Raw genomic sequence first — 25,270 nt, forward strand, 5'->3', positions numbered from 1 at the left:
ATTAGAAGTAGAATCAAATTATATGCGAAATAAGTTACAAGGAGGGTCACATGAAGTACAAGAATTTATTCACACCAATTAAAATAGGTTCCGTTGAGTTGAAAAACCGGTTTGCACTGGCACCGATGGGACCTCTTGGACTTTCTGATGAAAATGGTGGGTTTAACCAGAGAGGAATTGATTATTATACGGAACGAGCGAAAGGCGGCACTGGACTGATTATTACGGGTGTAACTTTCTCTGACTGTAAGGTTGAGGTGGCAAGTATGCCAAACTGTCCTAACTCCACGTATAATTCAGTTCATTTTGTCAGAACCAGCAAAGAGATGACAGAACGTGTCCATGCGTATGGAAGTAAAATATTTCTTATGATGTCTGCCGGTTTTGGCCGGGTGACCATACCTACGAATCTAGGTGAGTTTCCACCAGTTGCACCATCTAAAATCCCACATCGATGGTTGGACAAGATGTGTCGTCCATTGACAAAAGAGGAAATCAAAAGCATTATAAAATCATTCGGAGACGGAGCTTACAATGCAAAACGAGGTGGATTTGATGGAATTGAAGTTCATGCGGTTCATGAAGGATACCTCCTTGATCAGTTTGCTATCTCTATGTTTAATCAGAGAACCGATGAATATGGCGGCTCTTTGGAAAATCGTCTGAGATTTGCAAAGGAAGTGGTAGAAGAGATCAAATCCCGCTGTGGGGAAGATTTCCCTGTTGCCCTTCGATTCAGCTTAAAGAGTATGATCAAGGACTGGAGAGATGGTGCACTGCCAGGAGAAGAATTTGAAGAAAAAGGTCGTGACATCGAAGAAGGTTTGGAAGCGGCTAAACTTTTAGTTCAGTATGGTTACGATGCATTGGATACGGATGTAGGAACCTATGATGCATGGTGGTGGAATCATCCGCCGATGTATCAAAAGAAAGGCCTTTACCGTCCATACTGTAAGATGGTAAAAGAAGTGGTAGATGTTCCAGTTCTTTGTGCTGGTCGTATGGACAATCCTGAGATGGCCTCCGAATCCGTGGATCAGGGAGAATGTGACATCATCAGTCTGGGACGACCTTTACTTGCGGATCCGGACTATGTGAACAAACTTCGTCGTAGTAGGGGAGCAGAAATCCGCCCCTGTATTTCCTGTCAGGAAGGTTGCATGGGAAGAATTCAGGAATACTCCATGATTAACTGTGCGGTGAACCCTCAGGCAGCAAGAGAACGTATAATGGCATATGAACCAATTCTTGCTCCTAAGAAAGTTATGATCATTGGAGGCGGTGTGGCTGGTTGTGAAGCAGCAAGAGTGCTGGCATTAAGAGGCCACAAACCGGAATTATTTGAGAAAGGGAATCGCCTGGGTGGAAATTTAATACCGGGAGGTGCACCGGACTTTAAGGAAGATGATATCGCTCTGGCAAATTGGTACCAGAACCAGATGGATTTGTTAAGAATTCCGGTTCACATGAATACGGAGGTGACGAAAGAGGATGCATTATCTGGCGGTTATGATACGGTGATTGTAGCAACTGGATCCAAACCAAAGGGATTCTCTCTTGGAGATGATGAACGCGTCTATACAGCAGTTGATGTTCTATTAAAGGAAAAAGACTGTGGAGAATCAACGGCTGTTATCGGCGGAGGCTTGGTCGGCTGTGAATTGGCTCTTTGGCTGGCACAGCAAGGAAAGAAAGTGACATTAATTGAAGCCCTTGATAAACTGTTGGCGGTCAATGGACCTCTGTGTCATGCCAACAGGGATATGTTGGAGAAGCTGGTTCCTTATAAAGGCGTAGAGGTATTGACCAGTGCCAAAGTAGAAGGATTTAAAGATGGAAAACTTTCTGTGACTGTTGACGGCAAAGTGATGAAACTTTCCTGTGACAGTGTGATTCTGGCAGTTGGTTACAAAGAGGAAGATTCTCTTTATCGCCAGTTGGAATTCGAAGTTCCTGAAATTTATCTTCTTGGAGATGCGAAAAAGGTTTCTAATATTATGTATGCGATTTGGGATGCATTTGAAGTAGCAAACCATATCTAATTAAAAGGGGCTGTTACACCGGCTAATTCAATCAACTGGTGTTCGGCTTCTTTTTTTGTGCGAATTACGTTTCTCCTTTCCAAAATGCCTTAATTCTAGTATAGTAGTAGGTAGTAACTAGAAAGGAGAGATGGTCTATGAAAAAATTATTACAGTTAAGTATTGGCGTTATAGCCATTGCACTTGTGACAGCGTTCGTACCTGCGGCACCGTTATCTTCCATGGCGGAAGAGCCGGCGCCAGTAGAGGATGAAATTATGATACGAAGCGGCTGGATAGATGAAGACCTGGGACCTGGAGTAGCAAGGTGGGTAGATGAAAACGGAAATGTGGCCGATCAGCCTGGAAAAGATGTGGAAGTGCCAGAAACGCAGGCAGAAACACAGGCAGAAACACAGCCAGACATAGCGACTAGCTCAGAAGCCAAGGGAGAAGGGGATGTGGATACGGGGAAACAGGAGGTATTAAATGAGGTTGATCCTGCAAAACCAATGGTGGCACTTACGTTTGATGACGGGCCTTATGCCCCAGTGGGCAACCAGATTATGGACAGTCTGGCTCAATATGGAGGCAAGGCAACTTTCTTTGTGGTAGGAAACCGAGCGCACTATTATAAGACGGAATTAAGGCGTATGGTATCAGAAGGCCATGAGATAGGGAATCATACATACGAACACAAGTATTTAACCAAATTAAGCGATGCACAGATCGTAAGTCAGATCGATCGATGCAACGATGCAGTACAAGCTGTCTGTGGAGTAAGACCGTCCCTTGTTCGACTTCCGGGAGGGTTGAAAAATAAAAAGGTGTTAAGGAATGTACATGCCCCTATGATTATGTGGAGCATTGACACTTTGGACTGGAAGACAAGAAATGCAGATAAGACCATACAGGCGGTTATGGGAAGAGTAAAGGACGGCGATATCGTACTTATGCATGAACTTTATCCGCAAAGCGGCGCAGCTGCTACAGAAATCATAAAAAGATTAACAGAAGCTGGGTATCAGTTGGTTACGGTAAGTGAGATGGCAAAGTATCGGGGTGGAGTTGTTCCTGGAGGTGTTTACTCCCAGTTTAATCCGTAACGTAAAAGGAAGCCTGCGTATTCCAGAGAAGGAATATGCAGGCTTCCTTTTTGTATGTTGCAACCTGTGTTTATTGACTGAGATGGTTCAGGGATTCTTCATTAAAGTGAAGGGTTTCATTATTTTCACAGAAAGATAATATAAAGTGCAAAAATTGCTCCCTATGTTCGTTTCTTTCACTGTAATATTGATTTACTTTTGGATCGTAACTAAAAGTTACTTTTGTATTAACAGCAGGTTTATATTCAATCATCGAATCCGCAAGGCACACAAGATCATCCTTTATTTCCGGATTCATTGTCTCCTTTTCTAAAATTAAAATAAGCGTAGAAATTAAGTTTCTATCATCATCCCATTCGGCTTCTGAAGTATAGTAATTTGGATAAAACGTACTAAAATCCCTCATTAATTCTCCTGGGCGATGGTGATCTTCAAATAAGATGAGTGCGATATCACGTGACTGGTATTCTACAGCAAACAACATCTTATTCTTTAAATTCAGTTCCAATTTTAATCTATAATTCAACATATTAGTCTCACTTACTATTTCTCATCACATACCTGAAAAATATAGAATTTTAAATAATAGGACGTTTCATCTCCACTCCAGAGAATGGGATGATCGGCGGACTGGGTGCGAAACTCTACCTGACGGAGGCGTTTGTGAGCGCTTTTCGCAGCTTCCCGTATGGTTTTGCTAAACAGATCAGGAGTCATAAAATGAGAGCAGGAACAGGTCGCTAAGTAGCCCCCGTCTTTTACCAGCTTCAAGCCACGAAGATTAATCTCTCTGTATCCCTTCACTGCATTTTTTACAGAGTTTCTGGATTTGGTAAAGGCAGGAGGATCCAGAATGACCACGTCAAAGGTTTCCCCGTTTTTTTCCAACTCAGGAAGAAGGTCAAAAACATCGGCACATTGGAAGGTGACCTGATCGGAAAGATCATTTAGTGCTGCATTTTCTCTTGCCTGAGAGATACCAAGTTCCGATGCATCCACACCGAGTACTTCCTTTGCCCCGGCGATTCCGGCATTTAAAGCAAAGGAACCGGTATGAGTGAAACAGTCTAAGACACGTTTGCCTTTGCAAAGGCGCCCAATGGCAAGGCGATTATACTTTTGATCCAGAAAAAAACCGGTTTTCTGTCCATCTTCAACATTCACATAATAACGGACTCCGTTCTCTACGATTTCCACTTTTGGATCAAAGGGTTCGGAAAGAAAGCCCTTTATTCGTTCCATGCCTTCTTGGAGTCGGACTTTTGCATCACTGCGCTCATAGATTCCACGGATGATAATTCCGTCTTCCTTTAAAATCATAGTTAGCTTGTCAAGGATCAGAGATTTCATTTGATCAATTCCAAGAGCAAGAGATTCCACGACTAAGACATCAGAGAACTTGTCTATAATCAATCCGGGAAGAAAGTCGGCTTCTCCAAAAAGAATCCGGCAGGAGCTGGTATCAACTGTACGTTTCCGGTAGTCCCAGGCATTGCGGACCCTCATTTCTATAAATGCTTCATCGATGATAGCATCTTTTTTTCGAGACATCATTCGAATGATGATCTTAGAGTTGGTATTGATAAAACCATGACCCAGTGGATAACCATCATAATCCTCTATGAAGACCATATCTCCATTTTTAAACTCTCCGTTTATGATATCGATCTCATTGTCATAGATCCATAGGCCGCCTGCTTTTAAGGCACGGCCTTCTCCTTTTTTGATTCTTACGGTTGCTGATTCCATAGATGCTCCTTTGTTGTTTCGTTAAGATTGTTTTAATGCAGTGAGTACATGATAAAGGGGGTGAAATAAGATAAGGGTAAGGATAAAATTGCTGATCCCGTGAACAATGTCAAAAGGAATTCCTGCCGTCCACCAGATAAATGCAGCAGGTAAGCCTCCTGTCAGAATATAAGTCAATGAGCAAAAGAATCCAAACAGCATACCAAAGATCCCACTAACGGTAGCGGCTAAGTAGGCAGAGGGCTTTCTGTTTTTAAATAGAAATTTCACACAAGCAGGAAGAATGGCCCATACATATAGATAAGGAAACCACCAAAGACCAATCCCCCAAATGAATCCTTCCATCACAACAAACACGTACAGGATCATCCATACGTGTTTCTCAAATACCAGTGTGTATAGGATTAAAAACAAAGATACCAGTTCTATGTTTGGAAGCCAGGATAAACCGAGCTGGCTTATGAATAGGATTGCAGACAGCAGTGCATCCACAGCCAGATCTTTTGGAGAGAACTTTGGTAAGGAACTCATGAGTTTTTATCTACCGGAGTATATTGAAACGTATAACTCTCTCCATCCTTAATTGCTTGTTTGCTGACTCCGTAGCTGCATGGCTCTCCATCACAAAGGATGCCCCAATATGCCCCATCTTTTTGATAATCGGCCCTTTTCCCGTTAATGGTATCAATCATAAGTCCATACTCTTCCGATGAAGTACCATCTATTTTTAAATTAGGGGTAGCACTCACTGCCTCGAATAGATACTGGGCTTCGGTTGTTAACTGATAATGATCGTTGGTGCCATCTTCATACATCACATCAATGGTGATGGTTTTGGTTCCTGCCATGGGAACGGGTTTGGTAAAGGAATAAATCACCAACAAAAGTGCCAGGACAGCAATGGCTGCACACCCTCCTAAAAAGGGAGAAAGCCTTTTAAAATGTTTCATATCTATGTTTTCCTTTATTTTTATTCAAATGCAAATTTAGTATAGCATAAATAAGAGGAAAGCCGCAAGGCTGGAATTTCCATCTTTTCTTAAATATTTCTGTGTTGTATAATAGATTAGGATTGAAAAAAGAAAGGAAGAACAAATGATTGATAAAGTACAGTTAATAGAGGAAATAGAAAGTTGCGAAAAGCTTTTAATCGGGATCGGGGAAGAGTGGAAGACTGAGTTGGTTCCAGATCTTCCCAGGCTTTATGAAAAGATGAACAAGATCATCGGGAAAAAAGACTATTTTATCATAACTACGGTGACAGATGGAACCATCTTTACTTCATCCCTAGAGTCAAGTAAGATTGTAGCTCCTTGCGGCAATCAGACATGGAGACAGTGCCAAAAATCCTGTACCAAGGATATCTGGGAACAAGGTGAAATCCCAGACGATATCTGTCCCCACTGTAAGGCTCCTTTAATAGGCAATACCATAGAAGCAGAAGACTATATTGAAGAAGGATATCTTCCCCAATGGAAGGCATACACGGAATGGCTTGCAAAAACATTAAATAAAAGGCTGCTTGTTTTGGAATTGGGAGTAGGATTTCAAACACCAACGGTCATCCGATGGCCATTTGAGAAAACAGTGTCTGTTCATAAGAAGGCCATGTTATATCGGATACATGAGACGTATCCTCAGCTGACAGAAGGGCTGCAGGGGAGAGCCGAGTCGATTTCTGAAAATTCAGTGGAATTCTTCCGGAATTTATAAGAGGATTGTGCGTTGTACATTCTAGCTTGATATGTTAAAATGTTGAGAAAAGGCGAAAAGAGGTGTCTGCCATGATTGGAATAATCGACTACGATGCTGGAAATCTAAAAAGCGTAGAAAAAGCACTGATCGCATTGGGAGAAGAACCGGTGGTAAGCAGAGATCCAGATGTTTTACTATCTGCTGATAAGGTCATTTTACCAGGGGTGGGTTCCTTTGGAGATGCGATGGAAAAACTCCATCACTATCAACTAGAAGATGTGATTTTGCAGATTGTATCAAGAGGAACTCCTTTTCTTGGAATTTGTCTTGGACTTCAGCTTCTGTTTGAAAGCAGTGAGGAATGCCAAGGAGTAAAGGGACTTTCACTTCTTCCTGGGAAGATTGTAAAATTTCCGGATACATTAGGACTTAAAGTACCTCATATGGGCTGGAACCGTTTGAACATGAAACCAGGGGCTAGACTTTTTAAAGGAGTGGATTCTGGTGCATATGTCTATTTTGTCCATTCATATTATTTAGAGGCAGACGTAGCAGAAGATGTGGCAGCCACTGCGGAATATGGAGTGACCATTGGTGCCTCTGTGGAACGAGAAAATCTTTTTGCTTGTCAGTTTCATCCGGAAAAAAGCGGGGATACAGGTCTTGCAATTTTAAAGAATTTTATTCAGATGACTTAGAGGAGGGACCGGATGCTGACAAAAAGAATTATTCCATGCCTGGATGTACATAACGGCAGAGTTGTGAAAGGTGTAAATTTTGTAAACTTAAAAGATGCAGGTGATCCAGTTGCGATTGCAGAGGCATATGACAAGGCTGGTGCAGATGAACTGGTATTTCTTGATATCACGGCTTCCTCTGATCAGAGGAACACGGTGGTGGATATGGTAAGACGGGTGGCTGAAAAGGTATTTATTCCGTTTACCGTTGGAGGAGGCATCCGTACCGTTCAAGATTTTAAATTGCTGCTAAGAGAAGGCGCAGATAAAATAGCGATTAATTCTTCTGCGATCAATACTCCGGATCTGATACGGGAAGCAGCAGATAAATTTGGACGTCAATGCGTGGTGGTGGCGATTGATGCCAGAAGGAAAGCAGACGGCAGTGGCTTTTCCGTATTTAAAAATGGAGGTCGGGTGGATACTGGTCTGGATGCCCTTACATGGGCAATGGAAGCAGATCGCCTTGGGGCAGGCGAGATTTTATTGACCAGTATGGACTGCGATGGAACAAAATCCGGTTATGACAATGAACTAACCCGTCTCATCTCAGATTCCGTATCCGTACCAGTGATTGCTTCTGGAGGAGCAGGATCCAAGGAACATTTTTATCAAACACTGACAAAAGGTGGAGCAGATGCGGCTCTTGCAGCCTCTTTGTTTCATTATAAGGAACTGGAGATTATAGAGGTTAAACGGTACTTAGAAGACAAAGGAGTGCCTGTACGAATTTAAACCGGGAAAATCCGGGATGATACAAAGGAGAGATACAATGGGAGCAATTGATAACGATTGGCAGAACCCTTTGAGTGAAGAGTTTAAAAAGTCATATTATAGAGAACTTTATGAAAAAGTAAAGAAAGAATACGAAACGAATGTGGTATTTCCAGATTCGAATGACATATTCAATGCATTTTTATTTACCCCTCTTTCTAAAGTAAAGGTGGTTATTATAGGGCAGGATCCTTATCATAACACAGGGCAGGCACATGGCCTTTGCTTTTCGGTAAAACCGGAAGTGGATATCCCACCTTCTTTAGTTAACATTTATCGGGAACTAAGTGATGATTTGGGATGTGAGATCCCAAGTCATGGGTATTTAAAAAAATGGGCAGATCAGGGAGTCATGTTACTAAATACCGTTTTGACAGTACGTGCTCACGCAGCCAATTCTCATCAAGGGATTGGGTGGGAAACATTTACGGATGCCGCCATCCGGATTCTCAATGAAGAAGATCGCCCAATGGTCTTTCTGTTATGGGGACGTCCAGCGCAGAGAAAAAAGACCATGCTTACGAATCCCAAGCACCTGATTTTAGAAGCTCCACATCCGAGTCCACTTTCGGCATACCGGGGATTTTTTGGATGCCGGCATTTTAGTAAGACAAATGCATTTTTAGTGTCTCATGGAGTGGAGCCCATAGACTGGCAGATAGAAAATATGAATGAAACAGAGGAATCAAAATGAATCTCATCGAATTTTTAAAAGTAATCGTACTGGGCATTGTAGAGGGGTTTACGGAATGGCTTCCCATCAGTAGTACTGGACACATGATTTTAGTTGACCAGGTCATTCGTCTAAACCAACCCCAGTCTTACAAAGATATGTTTATGGTGGTAATACAGCTAGGAGCCATACTTGCTGTTGTTGTTTTGTATTTTGAAAAGTTGAATCCATTTTCTTCCAGAAAAAAGATGGAACAGAAGAAAGACACTATGATTTTATGGAGTAAAATTGTGATTGCTTGTTTGCCGGCAGCCATCATTGGACTTTTGCTTAACGATTTAATCGAAAAGTACACCATGAATGCCTATGTTGTATCGGCTGCTTTGATTATTTATGGCGTTTTGTTTATACTGATCGAAAACAAAAATCATTACCGGATCTTTGAGGTACAAAAAGTAGGGGAAATTTCCTATCGGACTGCATTATACATTGGTTTGTTTCAGTGTCTTGCTATGATACCAGGAACTTCCCGGTCTGGTTCTACGATACTAGGCGCTATGATCCTGGGTTGTTCTAGAACCGCGTCTGCGGAATTTTCTTTTTTTCTCGGAATTCCAGTTATGTTTGGAGCCAGTCTATTAAAAATTGTAAAGTATGGGATGAATTTTACTGGAGTACAGATTTTTTATCTTATTTTTGGGATGATCGTTGCTTTTCTTGTATCCATCTATTCCATCAAATTCTTAATGGGTTATATCAGGCAGCATGATTTCAAATTTTTTGGTTATTACCGAATCATACTTGGTGTTATCGTAATTGCGTATTTTTGTATCTCAGCTCTTCTTCAAGGATAGCAGTATAAAGGCACAGGGATTTTTTCCTGTGCCTTTATACTGCTATCATGTCTGGTTATTTTTATACATTTTCCGCAATTTCATAAATCAGCTGTTCAGAATCTTCCCAGCCAAGGCAAGGGTCTGTGATGGATTTTCCATAACAGCCGTCTCCTACTTTCTGATTTCCTGGTTCTAAATAGCTTTCGATCATCAGTCCTTTGACCAGAGTGCGGATTTCCGGAGCGTATTTTCTACTGTGTAGAACTTCCTTGGAGATACGAATTTGTTCTCTGAATTTCTTGTTGGAATTGGAATGATTGGCATCTACGATGCAGGCCGGATTTTGTAAGTTCCGTTTTGCATACAATTCATTGAGCAGGAAAAGATCTTCAAAATGATAATTGGGGATACACTGACTATGTTTGTTAACAGCGCCACGAAGAATGGTGTGTGCCAGTGGGTTTCCTTGACTTCTTACCTCAAATCCACGATAAGTAAAATCATGTGCCTGTTGCGCAGCAACCACGGAATTTAACATAACAGAAAGATCTCCGCTGGTGGGGTTCTTCATCCCAACTGCAACATCACAGGCACTGGAAGTCAGACGATGCTGCTGATTCTCCACGGAGCGGGCGCCTATGGCAATATAAGAAATAATATCATCTAAATAGCTTAAATTCTCAGGATAAAGCATCTCATCTGCAGTGGACAACCCAGTCTGTTCCATTACTTTCATATGCAGTTTCCGAATGGCGGTCAGACCTTCTAGCATGTCCGGTTTCTTCTCCGGATCAGGTTGGTGGAACATTCCCTTGTAGCCTTCCCCAGTGGTTCTCGGCTTGTTGGTATAGATTCTGGGAATCAGAATCAGACGATCTTTGGTTTTTTCCTGAATCGTTAAGAGACGATTTACATACTCACAGACAGAATCTTCATTGTCAGCAGAACAGGGACCAATAATAACAAGAAATTTGTCACTTTTTCCAGTAAGTACATCGCTAATTGCCTGATCCCGTTCCTTTTTTATGACGTTTAGGTTAGCCGGAAGGGGGAATTGTTCCTTCATTTCCTCCGGGCTTGGCAGTTTGTTTACATATTCAAATCCCATGATATCCTCCTGTGTCTTTGTCTGTTTCGTATTTTGCAGTTGATTATATAACAAAATGAAAGAAAAATCCAGTTAACATTTAAATTTTGGCATTGTGTCTGGTGAAGTGTTCCTTTTTTTAAAAAAATGGTGTATGATTATACCAATGAAAACAGGAAAGGTGTTGGAAGAATGTTAAAATATTGGAACTGGGGTGGACGTTACATCGGAGTCAGACAAAAAGATTATCTGGTGGGTTGTGATGGTACGGTTCTTGGTAAATTTTATGGAAAAGAACTGTACGATAGACATGGACATTACATCGGAGAACTTGGAAGAAACGACAGATTGATTAAGAACCGGACGAAAGTTAATTTTTACCGTCCGGAGTTTAGTTCTTATATAAAAGGAACTGTGACAGCTCCAATTAACGATATAGCCCCTTATCCCATAATTCCTGGATTTGAAGATTTTTCAATATGACACCATCAACGGATATGGTTAATGGAATGAGTTTTATAAGAGAAAGGGATAAAGCATGGTTTTAACAAACAATGTGACAGTGGAAGATATTCTGGAGTTTCGAGATAAAAAGGTTCGGATACAGGAAGAACTACATCTAAAATACAAGGGGTGTACCATTGTTGCCCTGGCAATGAACATTCCAGGACCACAAAAAACATCTCCGGATATTTATCTGGCTTTTACAGAGGGAACAACGGCTCTTGAAACTCTTTTATCAAAAGAAACTCTTCTATTAAAGGAAAGGGTTACAGTAACAGACAAAGGGGGATATCTAAAACTATATGCAGTGGATTGCAAGGATCCTGTTTTGGTGAAAGGATTAACGGTTCATTTGGAAGAAACTCATCCCCTGGGACGACTTTATGATATAGATGTTTATGGTGAGGATGGGAAGGGCATAAGCCGCCTGATGGTAGGTGGGAGAAGAAGAACCTGCTTGATCTGTGACAAAGATGCCAAGATATGTGGACGAAGCAGGAATCACTCTGTTTCGGAACTTTCAAGCCGCATTGGTACTATCATAAATTCCTGGAAGAATTTATTCCATTCTTAATAATTTTTAAGGTACTATTTTTCACGGGTTAAGATTCTCCCTATACAATGGTAGTATACAAAACAAAAGGGAGGCATCAAGCAAAATGGAGATAATAAAACCAGCCATGGCCGGCACTTTAGAGTCTAGTGACTGTCAGGTGACCGTAGAGCCTGGAGATGGTAAAATCGACTTTGCGTTAGAGAGTGCGGTTATCAACCAATATGGAAACCAGATTAAAAAAGTGGTAATGGAAACACTGACAAAAATGGAAGTGGATGATGTTAAGATTACGGTGATTGACAAGGGAGCGCTTGATTGTACCATTCGGGCTCGTGTCGAAGGAGCGTTATCCCGTTCCACGGATTCGTTTAAGAATATTCTTTGGGGAGGCGTGGAATTATGATAAATGCAAATAAGAAACGACTCAGAAGAACCATGATGTTTTTAAATGCTCAGAAACCTGGACTGATCAAAGATCCTTATATTTATAAGCCTGACAGTCTAATTCTGGATCTGGAAGATGCGGTTGCAGAAAACCAGAAGGATGTAGCCAGATTCTCACTCTATCATGCATTAAAAGAAATTGATTATAGAGGCTGTGAGAAAGTGGTTCGAATCAATGGTCTGGATACTCCATATTGGAAAGAAGATATCCGCTGTGCTGTTGCTGGTGGCTGCGATGCCATTCGTATCCCTAAGACAGAGCGTCCCTCAGAGGTTCATGCAGTGGAAGAAGAAATTTTATCAGTTGAGAAACAATTTGGGATTCCAGAGGGAAGAACTCTTATTATGTGTGCCATTGAATCTGCCAGAGGGGTGATGAAAGCTCTGGATATTAGTGAATCATCGGAACGCCTTTTTGGAATTGCATTATCTGGTGGTGATTATACAAAAGATTTGCAGACGCACATTTCAGGAACTGGAATTGAGCTTATGGGAGCAAGACAGAATTTAATCATTGCCGCAAGAGCTGCGAAAGTCCAGTGTTTTGACACCGTTTATACGGATCTTGATGATATGGATGGATTCCAAAAGGATGTAGAAAACATCCATTTAATGGGATTTGATGGAAAATCCATTGTCAATCCTCGTCAGATTTCTGTTGTTCACGATATCTTTACCCCGACACAAAAAGACATTACTTTTGCTGAAAAGGTAGTAAAAGAAATCGATGAGAAAAAAGAATTGGGGATCGGCGTATTTACCGTTGACGGTAAGATGATTGATATTGCTTTCTATGACGGAGCAAGAAGAACCATAGAACTGGCGAAGGCCTCCGGTGTCTACAAAGGAGATTTGTAATATGAAAAATGCAGTAGGGAGAGAAATTCCAGAAGAAATATTAAATCGAACAGGAAAAGAACCTTTTAAAGGAGTCCATCATTATGATGGATACGAATATAAAAAAGATGGTCCCACCACCAAATGCGTGATTAATTCTGAAGGCAGCAAACAGGTGGAGAATATTCATGATGTACTTGTAAAATGCGGAATCCGTGATGGGATGACGTTAGGATTTCACCATCATTTCAGAGAAGGTGATTATGTTGTAAATATGGTAATGGAAGAGATTCACAAGATGGGGATTAAAGACATTATCATTTGTGCCAGTTCCCTTGGAAAAGCCCAGGATCAACTGGTGGATTACATCGAAGATGGAACCATAACCGGAATTCAGTCTTCTGGGGTAAGAGGAAAAATTGGACAGGCAATCTCCGAAGGAAAATTAAAAGGGCTTGCCATTATGCGTTCTCACGGCGGAAGAGTCCGTGCCATCGAGACAGGGGAAGTAAGAATTGATATTGCATTTATTGGTGCTCCTACCTGCGATGATTATGGAAATTGCCGGGGAATCGGTGGAAAATCAAACTGTGGTGTGCTATCCTATTCTATGGTAGATGCAGATTATGCAGATAAAGTTGTGGCATTAACAGATTGTCTGGTGCCATTTCCTAATTTTCCAGCCCATATTTCTATGACTAAGGTTGATTATGTAGTGGTTGTGGATCAAATTGGAAATCCAGATAAGATCGCAACGGGTGCTGCAAAACCCACCACGGATATGAGAAAGCTTAAGATGGCAGACTATTGTACCAATTTTGTAGTAAACACTCCTTATTTCAAGGATGGGTTTTCTTATCAAACGGGTGTGGGCGGTGCATCGATTGCTTCTACCGTTTCATTGGCAAAGATCATGAAAGAACGGAATGTACGTATGCGTTTTGGTGTAGGAGGATTGACCAAACCCATGTGTGATCTTTTGGAAAATGGTCAGGTAGATGCACTTTTGGATACACAGGATTTTGATTTAAATGCGGTGGTTTCTGTGCAGAATCCCAAACATTTTAGAATCAGTGCAGGGGAATACGCTGATCCGTTTAATAAGGGTGCGGTTGTGAATAAGTTAGATTTTGTAATCCTTGCTGCTCTTGAAGTGGATATAAACTTTAACTGTAACGTAGTGGTAGGGTCTGACGGTGTGATTACTGGAGCCCAGGGTGGACACCCAGATACAGCAGCAGGAGCTAAGTGCACCATCGTGATTGCGCCCTTGTTACAGGGGAGAATTCCGGCGATATGTACCGACGTGACTACGGTTACCACACCGGGAGAGTCCATTGATGTTGTTATTACTGATTATGGAATTGCAATTAATCCCAGAAGACAGGATTTAATTGCATGTATGAAGGATGTAGATCTGCCGTTTAAAACCATTGAAGAGTTAAGAGATATTGCATTTTCAATCGTAGGAGAGCCAGAACGGGTACAATTTGATGATCAGGTTGTTGGGGTTATCGAAAGCCGGGATGGAAGCATTATGGATGTAGTTCGCAAAATCAAAAAGTTTGAGTTTTTAGGAGAATAAAGCATGGGGAGCAGTTCATGTATGAATACCGCAAAACAAGCAGAAGAATCAGCACTTTATATCGGAAATCTGGCATACCAGGCACTTTTGGAGGAGGTTTATACCTCCCCAAAGCCTGGTCTGGTGGATCCCTATTCCAATGGTGCTCATACAGATATGGATGTGAATACCTTTGAAAAAAGTGCGTCGGCCTTAAAACCTTATTTTGTCACGATGGCACTGGAAGGGTTCCGTACATGGGAGGCGCCGCCCCTATTGTTTGAGAGAATCAGGCGGATCGGGATTCTGGCAGAACGTGCTATGTATCAGGCAACCGAAGGAGTTAATACTCATAAGGGGCTGATTTTTAATCTTGGTATTTTATGTGCTGCTTCCGGCGCATGCATACGTGCCTACCAAGGGATAAATCTGGAACAGCTGTTGGGATTTGAACAGGTGATGGTACGGGAGATACTAACCAAAGAATTGAAACAGATGGAAGGATTCACCACGGGTGGAGAGAAAAACTTAACCCTTTATGGAAGCTTGGGAGCAAGAGGAGAAGCCATAAGTGGATATTCCTCCGTTTGTTTGTATTCACTACCAGTGCTATTAGAAGGCATTAAGGAGAAAAAAGATTGGAACTTGGTTAAGCTTCAAACTCTTTTTCATCTAATGAGCCAAGTGGAGGATTCTAATATAATTGCCAGGCACAATCCTCAAGTTCTAATCGATGTAAAACAGCAGGCACAGGAATTTTTAGATTCCGGAGGGGCATATCACCCAGACAGCATCAAATGGCTAGAGGAAATGGATGAAGCATTTATAAAAAGGAATATAAGTTCAGGTGGGAGTGCGGATCTTTTGGCTGTAACTATATTTCTTGCTAGACTGATAAACGGGTAGGAATAAGGAGGATCTATGGAGTTTTTCAAACTGGAAGGAAGACCTTTAAAAGGAAAAGATCTGGAGAGACTAAAAGATTTTTTACACCGGAATCATCTGGACTATGATGAGGGAATCGAATACAGTGTTTGCCTTCTTGATGAGGATTACAAGATCGTGGCGGTTGGTTCTGCTCAGCTTAATGTGCTAAAGTGCATTGCGGTGGATGAAAGCGTAAGAGGAGAAGGATTATCCGCAACGATCTTATCCAGTCTGGTTCAGTATGAGTTTGAGAATGGAAGAACACATATCCTCATGTATACCAAACCCCAAAATCAGGAGATGTTTGAGGACCTTGGTTTCTATACGGTTCTTAAAACTGATGAAGTTCTTTTTATGGAGAATAAAAAGAACGGATTGAAAGAGTTTATAAAGCGTCTGCTGAAAGAAACACCACCCGAGGCGCTAGATCCATCAAAAGTAATTGGTTCGATTGTGGTAAACTGCAATCCTTTTACCAATGGGCACCGTTATTTGATGGAACAGGCCCAGTCTTGCTGTGATTATGTGCATGTGCTGGTTCTTACAGACAACCGCAGTCTATTTGAAGCCGAGGAACGTTATCAGCTTGTAAAAAGTGGAGTGAGTGATTTATCCCGGATCATCGTTCATCGTGCATCCGACTTCGTGATTTCTGCTGCTACTTTTCCGACTTATTTTTTTAAGGAGAAAGCACAGGCAGAAAAGGCAAATTGTCGTCTGGATCTATTGCTGTTTGCCCAAAAAATTGCACCTGAACTGGGAATCACCCGGCGCTTTGTGGGGACAGAGCCAATGTGTAACGTTACAGGGCAGTATAATTTGGAGATGAAACGAATTCTTCCAGATTTTGGTATTTTGGTAACAGAGATCGAGAGAAAAAAGTTTCAGGCGGATGCCATTAGTGCTTCGATTGTACGGAATTGCTATGAAACGGATGACTTTGAACGAATAAAGGGAATGGTACCACAAACCACATACGATTACCTGATAAATAAGAAAAGCCAGAGGTCTAAGGGATAAACCGGTATCCCAAACCTCTGACTGTTATGATATGGACCGGCTTTTGCCGGTCTTCTTCGATTTTACCCCTTAGACGGTTGATATAGACCATAATTGCATTATCATCTACCGCAACACTATTCCCCCATACGTGCTCATAAATCATCTCTTTGGTAAATACCTGATTCGGGTGTTTTAAGAAAAGGAGCATCAAGCTGCTTTCTTTTGAAGAGAGGATAATCTCCGCCTCCCCTTTATAGAAACGCATGGTGGATGTATTATAAGTAAAAGGCCCACATTCCAATAGATCGGAACTGTCAAGAATTTGGTTTTTGTTACGACGGATCAAAGCTTTCACTTTCGCACCTAAAACCAATGGCCGGAATGGTTTCGTAATATAATCATCGGCTCCCAAAGATAGACCATAGAGCGAATCGTAATCTTCGTTTCGACCGCTTACAATCATGACAGGAGTCTGAATGCCTTGACTGCGCAGACGCTTAATCACCTCAAAGCCTTCCATATCGCCTAACATAACATCCATCAAGATCATATCATAGTTGTGATTTTTTAAGTAATTCAGAGCGGCGAGTCCGCTGTCTGCCACAGTTGTTTCTAGATCATTGCTGTGCATGACTTTTTCTAGCAGCTTACAGATTGCTGGATCATCATCTACAATTAATACTTTATCAGACATAGCTTCCCCCAATTATAATTTATGTAAAAACATATCAAAAGATCATAATTGTTATTATAATATCAACAGGAGTACAAGTCAATGAGGAACGGACAAATGAGGGTTAAAACAAGTGAATATAAGAAATATACTGGAATTTTCATCTGTGGCACCATGGCTGCTCTTCTAATTATATTTAGCTTCCTAGTATTTGGAATCTGGAAGGAATACAAAGAGGCCATTATTGATAACCAGAAAAATCAGATGGTTTTAACCACCAAGAGCATGGGAGAGAATTTAAAGGTCTTTATTGAAGGCTATCAGGCAGATTTGAATACGATTTGTGATATTGAAGAAAAAAAATATCATCAGACTGGTGTCAAAGACTGGAGTATTCTTTCGGATTATGTTACAAATCACAGCCGGTTTGTATACGATGTCATCCTGGAGAATGAGTTGGGGCATTTGATTAAAAGCATACATGGGTATGGGGTAAAAAAAACGTACTCGATAACGAAAATTAATAATGTGGAAAGTTTTCGGCAGTGTAAACTGGAGAATGGAGAAATCTATCTGGTTCTAAAAAAGGAACTGCCCAAAGGGGAATCAATCTCCATTATAATCAATGAAGTGAATTATTATCAATCTATGGTTTCCAATATTCGTCTGGGAACCAATGGGTATGTGGTTATTAAGGATTCAAAGGGAATTATTCTTGCTCATCCCCAGAAAAGTCAGTGGGGAATTAATGTGATTTCCGGAAGAAAGGAAATGTTTCCCAATACGGATCTAACAAGCTTAGAACAGATGATTGACAAACAGAATCGGGGAGAAGAGGGAGTCTCTGAGTATTATTCTTACTGGTGGCTGGATCCGGGAGTACCGGAAGTAAAAAAAATCAGTTCCTATTCTCCTGCCTATATTGGAGAAGATTTTTTAGTGGTCAGTGCCGTTATCGATTACAATGACATTTATATTCCAGTAGCAACTGGTTTTTTCAAATTGGGTCTTGTCTTTTTCGGTATCGTGGCAGTGGTATTTGGCATGGTATTTTATATTGGTGATCTACGGGTACAGAAGAAAAAAGATTCGGAAGAGATTGCGTATTTATGGGAATTGAATAAGATATTAGAGGAATTGCATCAGAGTGAAGAAACCATTGCTCACCAACAGAGATTGCAGGTTATGGGAACCATGACTGGGGGAATTGCGCATGAATTTAATAATCTGCTTACGCCTATTATGGGATATGCAGAGCTTTTGATGATAGATTTGCCAATTAAATCGAATAATTATGACAGTGCATCTGAAATATATGAAGCCTCTGCAAAGGCAAAAGAGATCATTCAGCAGATTTCTTCTTTAAGCAGAAAAAACTTGGAAACTGCATTTAAAAATATTCAAGTGGATAAGATGTTGAAACGAGCTATAAAAATGGTGAGTTCGGTTTGCCCTCCCCATGTTCGTTTGACGAGTGAGGGGAGTGGAACTAAATTATGTATTCTTGGAAATGAGACGCAGATGAATCAGGTAATCTTAAATATCTGTGTCAACTCCATACATGCAATCGGACATAAGGAAGGAATCATTTCTATCTCAGTACAAAAGGTTCTCCCCATAGAACTTAAGAAGTACAAGCTTTCTTCTGTACCAGAGGAATGGAGCCATTTTATTCGGATTGATATTGAAGACAATGGAGAGGGAATGAATGAAGAGGTAGCAAAACAGATCTTTGATCCGTTTTTTACCACAAAGAAAAATGGAAGTGGAACGGGCCTTGGGCTTTCTTTGGTCGAACAAATCATTCATTCTCACAAAGGATATATTTTTGCAGACAGCATTCAGGGGAAAGGGAGTACGTTCCATATTTTCCTGCCTGTAAATGAGCAAAAGGGGCAGTTAGAAGATAAAATAGTCGAAGGAAAAAACTTGGATTCACTGCGGATTTTGATCATTGATGACAATCCGAAAGTACTTCGCCTTTTAGAGAAAAGCTTTAGCAAACGAAACGTTCCAAGTATCTATTGTATGGATTTTGAGGAAGCCAGAAAGTACTTAAAAGTGGAGAATGTGGATGCCATCGTGACAGAACAGTACGTAAGTGGTAAGAGTGGACTGGATTTTTGTATGTCCCTTCCAGGCTTGTATCCGGGTCTTGTACGGATCATTATGACGGATCGGGTGACCAAAGAAGTGGTTGAAGCGAAACGAAGAAAAATTATTGACAATTACATTGATAAACCAGTTTCAGATGCCGCTATATTAAACGCAATCAAAAATCGGAAGAAATAAGTGGATATAAAAGCCGAATCTTAACAATTATTCATTTTTCTCTTAAGAAAATGAAAGGGAGAAAACAGGAGGTTGTAAGGTTTGGCTTTTATACTATGTACATAAATTAAAACAAGAGGAGGAAAAAACATGAATGAGACAATGCTTGCATTATTAGGATTTGCAACCATTATCATGATCATTGTTTTATTGCTGAAAAATGTTACAGTTCCGGCTTTGGCATTTATTGGTGTATCCAGTGTCAGTGCATTGATTTTGGTGCTTACCGGAACGTTTACAGTCAGTGAAGTTGGGGATTTTATAAAAAAAGGGGTTTCAGGGGTACATTCTACAGCGGCTCTGTTTATCTTTTCCGTGCTGTTTTTCGGAATTATGACAGATGCAGGTATGTTTGACCGGATTATTGATGCGTTAATGAAAAAAGTGGGACATAATGTCGTTGGTGTGGCTGTCATGACCTGTATCATTGCGATGATTGGTCATCTGGATGGAGGCGGTGCCTCTACGTTTTTAATTACCATACCAGCTATGCTACCGGTATATAAGAAATTAAAGATGCGACCGACTACGTTACTTCTTATTATTGTTACATCCATGGGTGTTATGAATCTGCTCCCTTGGGGAGGACCTACCATGCGTGCCGCTTCTGTTCTAGGAATTGATGCAAATATTCTCTGGATGAGAATTTTACCAATGCAGCTGGTTGGTATTGTAATTGCATTATTCACCGCTTTTTTCTGGGGTATGGTTGAGAAGAAACGTGGCGCTGGAATTGATAGCGATCTTGTTATTGAAGATGATTCGATGGGCCTTGAGGATACTCCAACAGCAGAACAAAAAGCAGAACTGGCTAGACCAAAATTATTTGCATTTAATATACTTTTAACACTGTTTATTATCGTTTGTCTTATATTCTTGCCGGTACCAGCTTATTTTACCTTTATGTTTGGTTGTGTTGTTTCGTTACTGGTTAATTATTCAGGAGCAAAGCTGCAGAACAAGATTATTAAGTCTCATGCGGGTCCTGCTCTCATGATGGCATCTACGATCCTTGCCGCTGGTGTTTTCCTTGGTGTATTGGAAGAAAGCGAAATCATGAATCATATGGCAACGATATTGGCTCAGTTTATTCCGCAGTCTATGGGACATTTCCTCCCTCTGATCATCGGAGTGCTGTCTGTACCATTGACATTAATGTTCTGTACGGATTCCTATTTCTATGGAGTTCTTCCAGTTCTGATCAGCGTAGGAAACAGCTTTGGTGTTGATCCTATCCATACGGCAATTGCTATGGTTGTATGCCGTAACTGTGCAACCTATATTAGCCCGGTCGTACCAGCAACTTTCCTTGGTGTTGGTTTGGCTGGAGTACAAATCAAAGATCATATCAAACACTCCTTTATGTGGGTATGGGGCGTCAGCTTAGTTTGTATGGTTGCTGGTTTAATCCTTGGCGTACTAGTTATCTAATAGAATCCTAAGAATAAATCCAAATAGAAAAAATGCTTGAGAGAAATCTCAAGCGTTTTTTCTATGCAATAAAAGATTAAGCAACCGGATTTAAGCGTCCACATGATATGTCCATAACAAATCCACGAATTTTTACACCAGCAGGGATGAGTGGGTGTTCTTTTAGAATCGCAACTGATTTGTGAACCGAAGATTTTGTGTCGTCAAATCCCTGAAACCAGTTCTTTAAGTCAAAGCCCTGTTCTTTTAAGTTCTGGATGGTTTCTCTTTTAATTCCACGCTGAATTAAGTGTGTAATAATACTGTCCGCACTTATGGCCGCTGTGTCACAATCGGTATGTCCAATGACCATAACTTCCTCCACACCAAACTCTAAGATGGCGATTAGAAGACTTCGGATGGTATTGTCGTAAGGATCTAAGATCAAACCACCTGCATTTTTAATTAGTTTCACATCCCCGTTATGGATTCCCAAAGCGGCAGGCAGAAGTTCTACCAGTCTGGTGTCCATACAGGTCAATATGGCAATCCTTTTCCTGGGATATTTATTCGAATCAAACGGTTTGTAAAAACCACTGTTAACAAAGCTATCGTTGTATTTTACAATTTCATCAATCATAATCTGCCTCCTTATATGGTATTGGTTCGATTATATCCATAGAATCTTAACCAGTTCTGAAATACTATCTTAAAGATTGTTTAGTTTCTGTTTTACTTCGAGACGATGGGAAACTAGGTTGCAAAAATCATCGACATTTAGTGAGAAAAATGATGAAAAAACGCGAAAAAACACGATAAAATGGATAAAGAATCACGTAACCATACAATAATTGTTGAATTATTAAAAAAAAGTAAAATGTCCTTGTTTATTTCTAATATTGGAAGTAAAATAGCTATGTAAATGTACACATCCTTCGTTCTGGAGGTATATTAAGGTGAAATTATTGTTTTTAAATGCACTTCAATCCTATTACGCTCCTATTATGACTTTGTTTGTTTTTGGAGCAATGATTTTAATGGACAAGTTGTTTACAAGACGGATCAAGCAATTAATTCTATTGGAAATAGGGACTATACTTTTTATGATAGCCATTACATGGCTGGATCAATGCCTTATGGCGACACCCTGGGGAGAACTGGATTGGAAGTTAAAAACAGCCACGACATTTCTAAGTATGGCTTTTGCACCGATCCCCCCTATTATTCTTGTTTTGATCTACGACACAGAAGAAATCAGAGGATTGAAAGGCTTGTTTTATCTACCTGTTATCCTCAATCTGCTCTTTTGTATGATCAGCATTCGGAGCGGGTGGATATTTTATATCATAAATCCTGGATTAACAGGGAAAGGTCCATTGTCTCTAATGCCAATGCTGGTATCGGTTTTCTATTTATCAACTCTTATTTTTTTTGCAGCAAAACAGAAGGACAAACCAAACCGCAAGGAAGAAACTGTATTTTTGACGGCTGTTCTTGTAATTATTATCATTGCTATTGTCATAGAGAATTTACTTCATCTAAACTTTATCGTATGGTGTGTATCCACAATATGCGTAATCTTATATTTCTTACTTTTAACCACACAGAAGATTTTATATGACTCCATGACAGGGTCTTATAGCCGCCTGGCCTATGAAAGAAGACTGGAAAAATTAAATTACCGATCCTTTTGTACCGTTGCCATGATTGATCTTAATAATCTGAAGAAACTAAATGATGAGTTTGGGCATTCTAGTGGAGATGCTGCCATTTGCAAAGTGACTGAATCTATCTTAAAATCCAAATCTAGGCATATGCAGATTTACCGGTATGGTGGAGATGAATTTATTCTTTTGAGCAACCGCCTGTGTGAAGAAGAGATAAGAAAAGTCTTAAAGGAAGCATTGATACGATGCGAAGCATTAAATGAAATATCACTTTCCTTTGCTTATGGGATTGCAGAATACCATATGGGAGATGACATACAGAAGACGATTCTTGACGCGGACGAAATTATGTATCGCTACAAATCCCGAATGAGAGAAAATAAAAGTACTATTTGATGGTATTCTGTTTTTTTTAGTTACATAAGGTAATTTTTAAGTTGCTAAACTTTTCACAATCCACTGAGTATGATAAATTATTATCAAAACTGGAACTTAGTTTCAGTAGTGCCAAAAAACTGTATCAAGCAGCGGATAAGTGAGGAGAATGATATGAAGAAAAGGAATGGTAATTTACAAAGAGGTTTGAAAAAAAATCTAACCGGTTTTGGGGCAATGGTTCTTGCATCTATCGCAGTCATAGCATGTTCGAATCCAGTTTATGATAATTTGAAAGAAACAAAAAAAGAGGTACAGAAAGCGGATATCGTGATCATCGGAGCAGGAGGAGCCGGTATGACGGCAGCCATAGAAGCCACTATAAATGGAGCTTCTAATGTAGTCGTTTTAGAAAAGATGCCGATAACAGGCGGCAATACCATTCGTGCCACCGGAGGACTTAATGCGGCGGAAACCTCTTATCAAAAGGAAGATGGAATTGAAGATTCCGTGGAGTTGTTTATTGAAGATACCATGAAAGGCGGAAAGAACCGAAACGATAAAAAATTGGTTCAGATTCTTGCAGAGAATTCCAAAGATGCGGTCTCCTGGGTCAATGATATGGGAGGAGATTTGTCTGTAGTGGGTCAGTTTGGCGGTGCCAGTGTAAAAAGAATCCACCGCCCATCGGATACCTCTGCCGTTGGTCCGATGCTGGTGAAAACATTAAATGCTAAATTTGAAGAACTTGAGATTCCAGTTTTTCTGGAAACAGAAGCAAACCATATTATTCTTGATGAGAATGGTGCGGTTTGTGGTGTCTTGGCAGCTACCAGAGGTGGCGAGCCTTATACCATCAATTGCAAAGCCGTAATTTTAGCGACCGGAGGGTTTGGAGCGAATCAGGAGATGGTAATCCGATACCGGGAAGATTTAAACGGATTTTGCACGACCAATCACTCGGGAGCTACAGGGGAAGGCATCGATATGGCGGAAGAAATAAAAGCGGGGCTTGTCGACATGGATCAGATTCAAACCCACCCTACGGTAAACCCAGAAACAACGACCATGTATACAGAAGGTGTGCGCGGAAATGGTGCAATTTTAATAAACCGTCTTGGAACGCGTTTTGTTAATGAACTGGAAACCAGAGATGTGGTATCAGAAGCAATCTTGAATCAGGAAGGTGGTCAATGTTATCTGGTGTTTGACCAGTCGGTAAGAGATAGCCTTGCTGCAATTGAGAAGTACATCGATCAGGGGATTATTGTAAAAGCAGATACGCCAGAGGAACTGGCAAAAGCCATTTCAGTAGACGAGGAGGGACTTACTCAAACGTTTAAACAGTACAAATCTTATCAGGAGAATGGAGAAGATTTGGAGTTTCAGAGAGAGAGTATGGAACTGCCTTTAACCAATGCACCTTATTATGCAGGATTGTGTGCACCTGCCGTTCATCACACCATGGGTGGGGTGAAAATCAACACAGAAACGCAGGTTTTAATGGAAGATGGGACTGGTATATCTGGATTGTTTGCAGCCGGTGAAGTTGTTGGCGGAGTGCACGGTGCAAACCGGCTCGGTGGCAATGCAGTGACGGACATCGTTGTGTTTGGACGTTTGGCAGGAAGCTCGGCGGCAAGTTATGTAGAAAAGAATGGTGGATTTACGGAACGAACCATGAAAGTATCAAAGATGGAAGAAGCGGTTGAACCGGAAGAAAAAGGGAATTATAAAGATGGAACCTATACGGGAACCGGAAAAGGAAACAATGGGGATATGACGGTAGAAGTGACGGTAGCCGATGGTAATGTGGTTTCCATTGCCTTAACGGATCATAAGGAAACCCCTGGAATTTATGAAACGGCAGAAAAATCAGTCACTGCAGATGTAATTAAGAAGCAGACCACGGATGTGGATGGAGTTACTGGGGCAACCAACTCATCGAAAGGTATGATTGAAGCAATTTCAATGGCATTAGAAAAAGCGCAGTAAGAAGGAACAAGTAGAAGGTCTTGACAAATATTTAAAAACCTCATATACTACTTTTAACTTCATACAAAGTGAAATGCTATGATAAGAAGAAGTAGCAGTCCCTACACCATACAGAAAGCAGCCGGCTGATGAGAGGCGCATGGAACGTGATTGTGAATACATCTTTGAGCTTTGCTCCGAACGGATTGTCCCCAGTAGGCAGCAACGGATTCCTGCACCCGTTATTGTGCTAGAGTATCCCAAGGGTACTTGAAGAGATAAACAGTGTGAGCTGTTTATAAACTTAAGGTGGTAACACGAGATTATA

Annotated in this window: 25 protein-coding genes and 1 other annotated feature (1 of these 26 running past the window's edge); of the genes, 18 read left to right on the forward strand and 7 right to left on the reverse strand. The window is 40.8% G+C overall.

What is annotated here, in order from left to right; translation table 11 throughout:
• Nucleotides 1-50: 50 nt before the first annotated feature.
• Nucleotides 51-2,042, forward strand: a complete 1,992-nt coding sequence (locus EFT72_RS04015; RefSeq protein ID WP_124065621.1) for an FAD-dependent oxidoreductase — start codon at nt 51-53, stop codon at nt 2,040-2,042.
• A gap of 137 nt (nt 2,043-2,179) precedes the next feature.
• Nucleotides 2,180-3,127, forward strand: a complete 948-nt coding sequence (locus tag EFT72_RS04020; RefSeq protein WP_124065622.1) for a polysaccharide deacetylase family protein — start codon at nt 2,180-2,182, stop codon at nt 3,125-3,127.
• A 70-nt stretch (nt 3,128-3,197) separates the two neighbouring features.
• On the opposite strand, the gene EFT72_RS04025 is transcribed toward EFT72_RS04020, so the two are convergent.
• Genes EFT72_RS04025 through EFT72_RS04040 form a run of 4 tightly spaced genes read right to left on the reverse strand, consistent with a single transcriptional unit; the run spans nt 3,198 to nt 5,826 of the window.
• Entirely contained in the window at nt 3,198-3,656 is a 459-nt protein-coding gene (locus EFT72_RS04025) for a hypothetical protein (RefSeq protein WP_124065623.1), read from the reverse strand.
• Between the two features lie 14 nt (nt 3,657-3,670).
• Nucleotides 3,671-4,876 (reverse strand): class I SAM-dependent rRNA methyltransferase, encoded by a 1,206-nt coding sequence (locus EFT72_RS04030; RefSeq protein ID WP_124065624.1) that lies wholly within the window; start codon nt 4,874-4,876, stop codon nt 3,671-3,673.
• A 21-nt stretch (nt 4,877-4,897) separates the two neighbouring features.
• A complete protein-coding gene (locus EFT72_RS04035; protein ID WP_124065625.1) occupies nt 4,898-5,407 on the reverse strand; it encodes a hypothetical protein in 510 nt (169 codons plus the stop codon).
• Nucleotides 5,404-5,826 carry a DUF4430 domain-containing protein gene (locus EFT72_RS04040; protein ID WP_124065626.1) on the reverse strand — a complete coding sequence of 141 codons (423 nt, stop codon included), beginning with the start codon at nt 5,824-5,826 and terminating at the stop codon, nt 5,404-5,406. The genes EFT72_RS04035 and EFT72_RS04040 overlap by 4 nt, the downstream gene beginning before the upstream one ends.
• A 145-nt stretch (nt 5,827-5,971) precedes the next feature.
• Between EFT72_RS04040 and EFT72_RS04045 the strand changes: the two genes are divergently transcribed.
• The 5 genes from EFT72_RS04045 (at nt 5,972) to EFT72_RS04065 (ending at nt 9,609) form a co-directional block, all read left to right on the forward strand.
• The gene (locus EFT72_RS04045) at nt 5,972-6,589 is read left to right on the forward strand and encodes a hypothetical protein (RefSeq protein WP_124065627.1); all 618 of its coding nucleotides are present in this window, start codon (nt 5,972-5,974) and stop codon (nt 6,587-6,589) included.
• A gap of 71 nt (nt 6,590-6,660) precedes the next feature.
• Nucleotides 6,661-7,269, forward strand: a complete 609-nt coding sequence (gene hisH, locus EFT72_RS04050; protein ID WP_124065628.1) for an imidazole glycerol phosphate synthase subunit HisH — start codon at nt 6,661-6,663, stop codon at nt 7,267-7,269.
• A 12-nt stretch (nt 7,270-7,281) separates the two neighbouring features.
• Nucleotides 7,282-8,043 carry an imidazole glycerol phosphate synthase subunit HisF gene (gene hisF, locus EFT72_RS04055; protein ID WP_124065629.1) on the forward strand — a complete coding sequence of 254 codons (762 nt, stop codon included), beginning with the start codon at nt 7,282-7,284 and terminating at the stop codon, nt 8,041-8,043.
• Nucleotides 8,044-8,080: 37 nt separating this feature from the next.
• A complete protein-coding gene (ung, locus tag EFT72_RS04060; RefSeq protein ID WP_124065630.1) occupies nt 8,081-8,776 on the forward strand; it encodes a uracil-DNA glycosylase in 696 nt (231 codons plus the stop codon).
• Nucleotides 8,773-9,609: an undecaprenyl-diphosphate phosphatase gene (locus EFT72_RS04065; RefSeq protein WP_124065631.1), complete on the forward strand. Its 837-nt coding sequence runs from the start codon at nt 8,773-8,775 to the stop codon at nt 9,607-9,609. The genes ung and EFT72_RS04065 overlap by 4 nt, the downstream gene beginning before the upstream one ends.
• 61 nt (nt 9,610-9,670) lie before the next feature.
• On the opposite strand, the gene EFT72_RS04070 is transcribed toward EFT72_RS04065, so the two are convergent.
• A complete protein-coding gene (locus tag EFT72_RS04070; RefSeq protein WP_124065632.1) occupies nt 9,671-10,699 on the reverse strand; it encodes a 3-deoxy-7-phosphoheptulonate synthase in 1,029 nt (342 codons plus the stop codon).
• A 171-nt stretch (nt 10,700-10,870) separates the two neighbouring features.
• On the opposite strand from EFT72_RS04070, the gene EFT72_RS04075 reads away from it, so the two are divergent.
• From EFT72_RS04075 to citC, 7 genes are all read left to right on the forward strand, one after another.
• Nucleotides 10,871-11,161: a hypothetical protein gene (locus tag EFT72_RS04075; protein WP_124065633.1), complete on the forward strand. Its 291-nt coding sequence runs from the start codon at nt 10,871-10,873 to the stop codon at nt 11,159-11,161.
• Between the two features lie 55 nt (nt 11,162-11,216).
• On the forward strand, nt 11,217-11,756 hold the full coding sequence (gene citX / locus EFT72_RS04080; RefSeq protein ID WP_124065634.1) for a citrate lyase holo-[acyl-carrier protein] synthase: 540 nt from the start codon (nt 11,217-11,219) through the stop codon (nt 11,754-11,756).
• An 85-nt stretch (nt 11,757-11,841) separates the two neighbouring features.
• A complete protein-coding gene (citD, locus tag EFT72_RS04085) occupies nt 11,842-12,141 on the forward strand; it encodes a citrate lyase acyl carrier protein (protein ID WP_124065635.1) in 300 nt (99 codons plus the stop codon).
• Nucleotides 12,138-13,040: an aldolase/citrate lyase family protein gene (locus EFT72_RS04090; RefSeq protein ID WP_124065636.1), complete on the forward strand. Its 903-nt coding sequence runs from the start codon at nt 12,138-12,140 to the stop codon at nt 13,038-13,040. The genes citD and EFT72_RS04090 overlap by 4 nt, the downstream gene beginning before the upstream one ends.
• Before the next feature lies 1 nt (nt 13,041).
• Entirely contained in the window at nt 13,042-14,604 is a 1,563-nt protein-coding gene (gene citF / locus EFT72_RS04095) for a citrate lyase subunit alpha (protein WP_124065637.1), read from the forward strand.
• A 3-nt stretch (nt 14,605-14,607) separates the two neighbouring features.
• The gene (citG, locus tag EFT72_RS04100) at nt 14,608-15,489 is read left to right on the forward strand and encodes a triphosphoribosyl-dephospho-CoA synthase CitG (protein WP_124065638.1); all 882 of its coding nucleotides are present in this window, start codon (nt 14,608-14,610) and stop codon (nt 15,487-15,489) included.
• A 15-nt stretch (nt 15,490-15,504) separates the two neighbouring features.
• The gene (gene citC, locus EFT72_RS04105; RefSeq protein WP_124065639.1) at nt 15,505-16,530 is read left to right on the forward strand and encodes a [citrate (pro-3S)-lyase] ligase; all 1,026 of its coding nucleotides are present in this window, start codon (nt 15,505-15,507) and stop codon (nt 16,528-16,530) included.
• On the opposite strand, the gene EFT72_RS04110 is transcribed toward citC, so the two are convergent.
• Entirely contained in the window at nt 16,520-17,206 is a 687-nt protein-coding gene (locus tag EFT72_RS04110; protein WP_124065640.1) for a response regulator transcription factor, read from the reverse strand. The genes citC and EFT72_RS04110 overlap by 11 nt on opposite strands.
• Nucleotides 17,207-17,287: 81 nt before the next feature.
• On the opposite strand from EFT72_RS04110, the gene EFT72_RS04115 reads away from it, so the two are divergent.
• Both EFT72_RS04115 and EFT72_RS04120 read left to right on the forward strand, forming a co-directional pair.
• Complete coding sequence (locus tag EFT72_RS04115; protein WP_243109940.1) at nt 17,288-19,477, forward strand: ATP-binding protein; 2,190 nt, start codon at nt 17,288-17,290, stop codon at nt 19,475-19,477.
• 129 nt (nt 19,478-19,606) lie between these two features.
• Nucleotides 19,607-20,947 carry a citrate:proton symporter gene (locus tag EFT72_RS04120; RefSeq protein WP_124065641.1) on the forward strand — a complete coding sequence of 447 codons (1,341 nt, stop codon included), beginning with the start codon at nt 19,607-19,609 and terminating at the stop codon, nt 20,945-20,947.
• A 76-nt stretch (nt 20,948-21,023) separates the two neighbouring features.
• Here EFT72_RS04120 and EFT72_RS04125 read toward each other — a convergent pair whose 3' ends face one another.
• The gene (locus EFT72_RS04125) at nt 21,024-21,566 is read right to left on the reverse strand and encodes a carbonic anhydrase (protein WP_124065642.1); all 543 of its coding nucleotides are present in this window, start codon (nt 21,564-21,566) and stop codon (nt 21,024-21,026) included.
• Nucleotides 21,567-21,882: 316 nt separating this feature from the next.
• On the opposite strand from EFT72_RS04125, the gene EFT72_RS04130 reads away from it, so the two are divergent.
• Both EFT72_RS04130 and EFT72_RS04135 read left to right on the forward strand, forming a co-directional pair.
• Nucleotides 21,883-22,989, forward strand: a complete 1,107-nt coding sequence (locus EFT72_RS04130) for a GGDEF domain-containing protein (RefSeq protein WP_124065643.1) — start codon at nt 21,883-21,885, stop codon at nt 22,987-22,989.
• A gap of 153 nt (nt 22,990-23,142) precedes the next feature.
• Complete coding sequence (locus EFT72_RS04135) at nt 23,143-24,963, forward strand: flavocytochrome c (RefSeq protein ID WP_243109941.1); 1,821 nt, start codon at nt 23,143-23,145, stop codon at nt 24,961-24,963.
• 69 nt (nt 24,964-25,032) lie between these two features.
• Nucleotides 25,033-25,270: a binding site (T-box leader), on the forward strand; it runs 14 nt beyond the window's last position.

Origin of the sequence: Clostridium sp. E02 (genome assembly GCF_003833015.1) — a bacterium.
In the GTDB taxonomy this organism is placed as follows: Bacteria; Bacillota; Clostridia; order Lachnospirales; family Lachnospiraceae; genus Lacrimispora.

What these genes read in the sequence shown, in the direction of transcription:
- EFT72_RS04015 (WP_124065621.1), top strand. Translation starts at nt 51, where the DNA reads ATGAAGTACAAGAATTTATTCACACCAATTAAAATAGGTTCCGTTGAG.
- EFT72_RS04020 (WP_124065622.1), top strand. Translation starts at nt 2,180, where the DNA reads ATGAAAAAATTATTACAGTTAAGTATTGGCGTTATAGCCATTGCACTT.
- EFT72_RS04025 (WP_124065623.1), bottom strand. Translation starts at nt 3,656, where the DNA reads ATGTTGAATTATAGATTAAAATTGGAACTGAATTTAAAGAATAAGATG.
- EFT72_RS04030 (WP_124065624.1), bottom strand. Translation starts at nt 4,876, where the DNA reads ATGGAATCAGCAACCGTAAGAATCAAAAAAGGAGAAGGCCGTGCCTTA.
- EFT72_RS04035 (WP_124065625.1), bottom strand. Translation starts at nt 5,407, where the DNA reads ATGAGTTCCTTACCAAAGTTCTCTCCAAAAGATCTGGCTGTGGATGCA.
- EFT72_RS04040 (WP_124065626.1), bottom strand. Translation starts at nt 5,826, where the DNA reads ATGAAACATTTTAAAAGGCTTTCTCCCTTTTTAGGAGGGTGTGCAGCC.
- EFT72_RS04045 (WP_124065627.1), top strand. Translation starts at nt 5,972, where the DNA reads ATGATTGATAAAGTACAGTTAATAGAGGAAATAGAAAGTTGCGAAAAG.
- hisH (WP_124065628.1), top strand. Translation starts at nt 6,661, where the DNA reads ATGATTGGAATAATCGACTACGATGCTGGAAATCTAAAAAGCGTAGAA.
- hisF (WP_124065629.1), top strand. Translation starts at nt 7,282, where the DNA reads ATGCTGACAAAAAGAATTATTCCATGCCTGGATGTACATAACGGCAGA.
- ung (WP_124065630.1), top strand. Translation starts at nt 8,081, where the DNA reads ATGGGAGCAATTGATAACGATTGGCAGAACCCTTTGAGTGAAGAGTTT.
- EFT72_RS04065 (WP_124065631.1), top strand. Translation starts at nt 8,773, where the DNA reads ATGAATCTCATCGAATTTTTAAAAGTAATCGTACTGGGCATTGTAGAG.
- EFT72_RS04070 (WP_124065632.1), bottom strand. Translation starts at nt 10,699, where the DNA reads ATGGGATTTGAATATGTAAACAAACTGCCAAGCCCGGAGGAAATGAAG.
- EFT72_RS04075 (WP_124065633.1), top strand. Translation starts at nt 10,871, where the DNA reads ATGTTAAAATATTGGAACTGGGGTGGACGTTACATCGGAGTCAGACAA.
- citX (WP_124065634.1), top strand. Translation starts at nt 11,217, where the DNA reads ATGGTTTTAACAAACAATGTGACAGTGGAAGATATTCTGGAGTTTCGA.
- citD (WP_124065635.1), top strand. Translation starts at nt 11,842, where the DNA reads ATGGAGATAATAAAACCAGCCATGGCCGGCACTTTAGAGTCTAGTGAC.
- EFT72_RS04090 (WP_124065636.1), top strand. Translation starts at nt 12,138, where the DNA reads ATGATAAATGCAAATAAGAAACGACTCAGAAGAACCATGATGTTTTTA.
- citF (WP_124065637.1), top strand. Translation starts at nt 13,042, where the DNA reads ATGAAAAATGCAGTAGGGAGAGAAATTCCAGAAGAAATATTAAATCGA.
- citG (WP_124065638.1), top strand. Translation starts at nt 14,608, where the DNA reads ATGGGGAGCAGTTCATGTATGAATACCGCAAAACAAGCAGAAGAATCA.
- citC (WP_124065639.1), top strand. Translation starts at nt 15,505, where the DNA reads ATGGAGTTTTTCAAACTGGAAGGAAGACCTTTAAAAGGAAAAGATCTG.
- EFT72_RS04110 (WP_124065640.1), bottom strand. Translation starts at nt 17,206, where the DNA reads ATGTCTGATAAAGTATTAATTGTAGATGATGATCCAGCAATCTGTAAG.
- EFT72_RS04115 (WP_243109940.1), top strand. Translation starts at nt 17,288, where the DNA reads ATGAGGAACGGACAAATGAGGGTTAAAACAAGTGAATATAAGAAATAT.
- EFT72_RS04120 (WP_124065641.1), top strand. Translation starts at nt 19,607, where the DNA reads ATGAATGAGACAATGCTTGCATTATTAGGATTTGCAACCATTATCATG.
- EFT72_RS04125 (WP_124065642.1), bottom strand. Translation starts at nt 21,566, where the DNA reads ATGATTGATGAAATTGTAAAATACAACGATAGCTTTGTTAACAGTGGT.
- EFT72_RS04135 (WP_243109941.1), top strand. Translation starts at nt 23,143, where the DNA reads ATGAAGAAAAGGAATGGTAATTTACAAAGAGGTTTGAAAAAAAATCTA.